Annotated in this window: 3 protein-coding genes; all 3 read right to left on the bottom strand. The window is 47.7% G+C overall.

Going from position 1 to position 5,470, the window contains the following annotated elements:
- Nucleotides 1–746: 746 nt before the first annotated feature.
- Nucleotides 747–4,283, bottom strand: a complete 3,537-nt coding sequence (gene smc / locus E5983_RS08455; RefSeq protein ID WP_160333408.1) for a chromosome segregation protein SMC — start codon at nucleotides 4,281–4,283, stop codon at nucleotides 747–749.
- A complete protein-coding gene (gene rnc / locus E5983_RS08450; RefSeq protein ID WP_160333407.1) occupies nucleotides 4,264–4,971 on the bottom strand; it encodes a ribonuclease III in 708 nt (235 codons plus the stop codon). Before rnc ends, smc begins: the two co-directional genes overlap by 20 nt.
- Nucleotides 4,972–5,110: 139 nt before the next feature.
- On the bottom strand, nucleotides 5,111–5,470 hold a 360-nt coding region (locus E5983_RS08445), incomplete at its 5' end, for an IS66 family transposase (RefSeq protein ID WP_160332692.1).

The following is a 5,470-nucleotide window of genomic DNA, read 5'->3' as shown; positions in this document are numbered from 1 at the left end:
TAGTTGATTTCCCAATTGTGACAGTTTTTCTAGAAGTCGTTCATCGTCGGAAAATAATAGCATGATAGTACCTCGTTGATCTTAGTAGTTCTATTATCTCATAAAACTTAGGGAGTGAAAATAAAGAAAAGCAGGTATTTCTACTGTAGTGGAACCATCAGCAGTTAGAAACAACTGCTAGATGGCGTAGATTTTAAGACCTTGGCTCAAAATTTAGTGATGAGACTCCGAAGGAGACTGCTCACGTCCGCACTACCAAATAGGAATACCTACTTATTTGAAATAAGGCGACAATAAGTATGAGTTTTTAGAGGTGCCCATAAACTATCAAAGTAACTCCACCTTTGGGTATATCAATCTGAACACAAATATCTTTTCCTCCCTTCCACAGATAGAGACCCACTTTTTATAAGCTCTTCATAAATTATCCCGAACAATACCTATTACTTTCCATCATCAAATTTTTTCAAGGAATCCTTAGGATTACAATCAGCAGTCAGTTTCTACTCAAAACTTATGTATAAAATAGGAAAGGGAAGACTTTTATCCCAAACTCGTATTGTATACACTGAGTTTTTTCGTCCTATAAGCTTTGAATTGATAACGCTTTCTTTTCTTACTCTAACTATACCATGGTTTCTTTTTTTTTCAAATAAAACATGCTACAATGTTCAGAAAAACGGCAACCCCCTTCTCATCAATCATCTACGAGAAGGGGGGATAGCGTTTTCTTAATTTTCGGTTGACTAACTGCCTTCTTCCAGATCCTTAAGACGGACGGAAACCAGACTGGAGACTCCTGATTCCTGCATGGTCACGCCATACATACTATCTGCGGCGGCCATGGTTCCTTTGCGGTGGGTTACGACGATAAATTGGGAGCGTTGGTCAAAGCGTTTGAGGTAATCACCAAAGCGTTTGACATTGGCTTCATCCAGGGCTGCCTCAACCTCATCCAAAATCACAAAGGGAATGGTCTTGACGCGAATAATGGCAAATAGTAGAGCCAAGGCTGACAAAGCCTTTTCGCCACCACTCATCAGATTCAAAGATTGGATCTTTTTACCGGGTGGTTGAACAGAAATCTCTACACCCGCGACGAGGAGATCAGGATCAGTTAAGAAGAGGTCGGCTTGACCGCCTCCGAACATTTGACTGAAGGTTTCCTTGAAGCTCTGGCGAATAGCTTCAAAGGTTGTTTGGAAGCGTTCGCGAACTTCTTGGTTCATCTCATCCATGGTGTCCATCAATAGACTCTTAGCATCCAGGATATCCTGGCGTTGACCCATTAAGAAGTCATGCCGGCTCTGTACTTCTTCATATTGTTCTAAAGCTGCCAGATTGACAGGGCCGAGGGCCTTGATGGCCTGCTCCAGGTCTTTGACTTCGGCGCGTGCCTGGTCCAGGTCTTGAACGGGCTGGACCTGCTCACGCGCTGCTTCAACTGTTAATTGATAATCATCGGTTAGGCGTTGCAAGTCCCGGCGCAAGGCTGCTTCTAAATTGGAGCGTTGCGAGTCTAGTTGGGCTTCTTCACGGATTAATCCTTCGTTTTCAGAGCGAGCTTGGTCTAGTTGGTCATTGAGTTCTTCAACCTGGGCTTCTAGGTCTTCCTTTTCAAAGCGTAGGCGGATCAAGCTCTGTTGATTGGACTCCTTTTGCGTCTGGGTTTCCTGAAGAGCTTTTTCCAAAGTATCGGCCTGGCCTTGCAATTCTTCCAGAGATGCCAATTGCTGGAGGCGACTCTTTAGGTCTTCTTGCTCCTGGTTGATGCTGGTCAACTGAGCTGTTTTGGCTTCCTGCTGACTTTGCAAGAGGGTGAGTTGGCCTTTTTTGCTGGTTTGCTCGACTAGGAGGAGTTGGAGTTGCTCTTCCAGTTCCTTGACCTGGTCGCGGTGGGCATCCTTGTTTTCACGCAGTGCCTCTAGGTCTTGTTCCAACTTGATTTTGTCTTGTCCCAGTTTCTGGAGATCTTCTTTCAAGCTGGTCACCTGTTCCTGTAATTGCGGTGTTTGCTTGAGGCCTTCTTTTTGGACTTGTTTGTCTAAGAGGGTCTGGAGGCGGTCAGTATCACTTTGGGCTTGTTCCCAATTGAGGCGGATAGCTTGTTCCTTGTGGCGAATAGCTTCGCCCTTTATTTTCAGCTGATCCAGCTCTTCTTGGTCTGCATCTACCTCTTTTTTAATTGCGGCCAAGGCTGCTTCCTGCTGACCCAGTTGCACCTGGGCTGCCTGGAGTTGCACTTGAACCTGCTCCAACTCAGGCTTGAGCAAAAGGCTCTGATTATTGCGCTGGCTCCCGCCGGCATAGGCACCACCGGCCCGAATTTCAGTCCCGTCTAGGGTAATCAAACGCAGGCGATAGTTGAGCTGCCGAGCGGCTTGCCGGGCCTGGTCAATGGTTTCAAAAATCGCAATGGTTCCCAAGAGGTTCCCATAGATGCCGGCCAGTTCTGGATCGTAGGCGATAACATCAACAGCCATTCCCAAAAAGCCTGGAGCTTGCGCCAGAGTAGCTGCCTGTTGCTCCGAAATCGTCCGAGCCTGAATCCGTGTCAGAGGAAGGAAGGTAGCCCGACCTGCCCGCTGTTTTTGGAGATAGGCAATGGCTTGGGTGGCCGCCTCTTCGTCTGCCACAATCAAATGTTGACTGCTAGCGCCCAGGGCTACATCCAAGGCCTGCTGGAAACGAAGGTCAAAGCTGAGATGCTCACTCACCACTCCCCGGATTCCCGGCAGACGATCTTGAGCCATCAAGACGCTGCGCACACCCGCATAGAGATTGGAGTGGTTGGCTAGAATATTTTCCAGACTTTCCCTACGTGCATCTAGCTTACGAACTGTCTCCAGCTGACTGAAATAGGCTTCTTGGTGCTGCTGATAAGACTGACGCTGCTGCAGAAGTTTTTGATCCCGCGCTTGATAGTCCGCTAGGGCAGCAGCCAGCTCCTTTTCAACAGCTTCTAAGTCCCCACTTAAACGGTCCAGCTGTTCCCAGGCCGCTTTTTGTTGCTGGCTCAATTCTTGCCGTTCTTGACTTTTCTGAGAATCCCGCAAGACCTGGGCCTCTAACTGGGTTTCCAAAGCGGTCACCTGGTTACTCAAGTCCGCCTCCCGGCGCAAGAGTTCCAAATAATCTTCCCGTAATTTTTCCAAATGACTCTCGGGATCCTCGGACTGACTCAGCCGTTGGCGGAGCTCCTGCTCTTCAGTCTGCAAGACCGATAGGCTTTGCCTCTCTGAGGCCAACTCCTCATCCAACTGCTCCAGAGCTGCCCTCAGCTCGACCTCTCCTTGTCCCAAAAGCTCCAGACGCTTACGCCCCTCGGTCTCCACTTGACCCGATTGCTGACTTTCTTGCTGCAACAAGGCTTGCTTGGTTTGATAATCCGCCACTAAGGACGTCAAGGCCAATAAATCTTCCTGCTTCTTGGTCATCTCCGCTTCAACTGCCTGACTCTTGGTCCGGCAAGTCTGTAAGTCCTCCTCCAGGGCCCGACGGCGCTCTTTAAAGGAACTCAACCGGTCCTCAACTTGACTTAGAGCGGCAACCACTTGATCCAGCTCCACCCTTCCTTGATCCAATTGCGCAAGGATTAAATCTAAAGTAGCTTGAGAACGCCGACTATCTAAGGTTTGAAAACGGCGGGCCACCTCCGCCTGTTCTTTGAGAGGAGGGAGCTGCAAATCCAGCTCATACAGAATATCTTCCAGGCGATCTAGGTTTTCCTGGGTTTGTTTGAGCTTGGATTCAGTCTCCTTCCGCCGGGTCTTGTACTTCAAGACACCCGCAGCCTCTTCAAAAATCGCCCGACGCTCCTCTGGCTTACTGGTAAAAATTTCCTCGACCTTGCCCTGGGAGATTATCGAAAAGGAATCCCGCCCCAAACCAGTATCCATAAACAACTCATGGATATCCTTGAGCCGAACCTTGCGGCCATCGATCCGATACTCACTATCCCCATTGCGAAAAATCTGCCGTTCAATCTGAACCTGCTCCCCTTGACCGGTCAAGTACTGGTCCTGGTTGTCCAAGGTCACCCGCACACGGGCATAGTTGAGAGGAGAACGGGACTCTGTTCCCGCGAAAATGACATCCGGCATCTTGCCCCCACGCAGACTTTTGACACTGGATTCCCCCAAGGCCCACCGAAGACTCTCTGTAATATTACTTTTCCCTGAGCCGTTGGGACCGACAATCGCGGTTACGCCTTCATCAAAGGTTACCGTGGTCTTGTCCGCAAAGGATTTAAAGCCCTGGATTTCAATTTCCTTTAAGTACATCTGCTTCCCTCTCAGCGATGGCCTTCTTGGCCGCCTCTTGTTCCGCTATTTTTTTCGAGCGTCCCGTCCCCTGGGTTAGCTTTTGGTCATTTAAGAAAACACCCACCAAAAATTCCTTGGCATGGGCTGGTCCAGACTCCTGCAATACCTGGTAGCGGATTTGGACATCGCCACCAGCCTGCAGAATCTCCTGTAATTGTGTTTTGTAGTCCACCACACGCTCAAACTGACCTGTTTCAATTTTGGGGATAATGTGGATAGTGATAAAGGATCGGACAGCATCAACACCCTGATCCAAAAGCAGGGCTCCTAGAAAGGCTTCGAACAGATCCCCCAGGATGGTCTCGCGATTGCGTCCGCCATTTTTTTCTTCCCCCTTCCCCAGGCGGATGTATTGGTCAAATTTACAGTCCCGGGAAAAACCGGCAAGACTTTCCTCCCGCACCATCATCGACCGTAATTTGGACAATTCTCCTTCAGGTTTTTCCGGAAAATGGCCATATAAATATTCCGAAATCAAGAGCTGTAGAACAGCGTCTCCTAAAAATTCCAAACGTTCATTATGTGAAATGTTTAAGAGACGGTGCTCATTAGCATAAGAAGTATGGGTAAAAGCGGTTTCCAAGAGGGTCGTATTGCCAAAAACAATTCCGAACTCTTGAGTCAGCATGGTTGTTAAATGGTTCATAGAAAGCTCCTTTTAAATTCTGTAACTTATTGTATCATGATGCGGCTATCCAAGCAAAAGAAGGTAAGCGCCCAATAACAGGGTACATCAAAAAACCTCCAAGATTGTAAGCAGCTTGCTTTGAATCTTGGAGGTTTCTTTAACGACAATGCTCTTGTATTTGTTTTGCCCATGGTAAATAAGCCTCTAGAACCTCCTTTTTTTCGAGAGTCTCCTCGTTTGGTAAATGTTCTAGTAGGAAAACTATATATTTTTCACTGTCCACTTGGTGGAGTTTGGCTGTCTCAATTAGAGTCATAATAATCGCACTAGACTCTGCTCCCCCTAAACTCTGGGAGAACAACCAATTCTTGCGTCCCATTACTAAGGATTTGATTGCTCTTTCTGCCAAATTATTGGATAGAACGAGACGTCCATCCTCTAGTACAGTTTTGAATGTGGACTCATAATCCAAACTGTATTTGAGAGCACGGCCTAACTTGGATTCTGGTAAGACATA

Source organism: Streptococcus danieliae (genome assembly GCF_009767945.1).
In the GTDB taxonomy this organism is placed as follows: domain Bacteria; phylum Bacillota; class Bacilli; order Lactobacillales; family Streptococcaceae; genus Streptococcus; species Streptococcus danieliae.
This window is presented reverse-complemented; position numbering and strand designations above follow the sequence as displayed.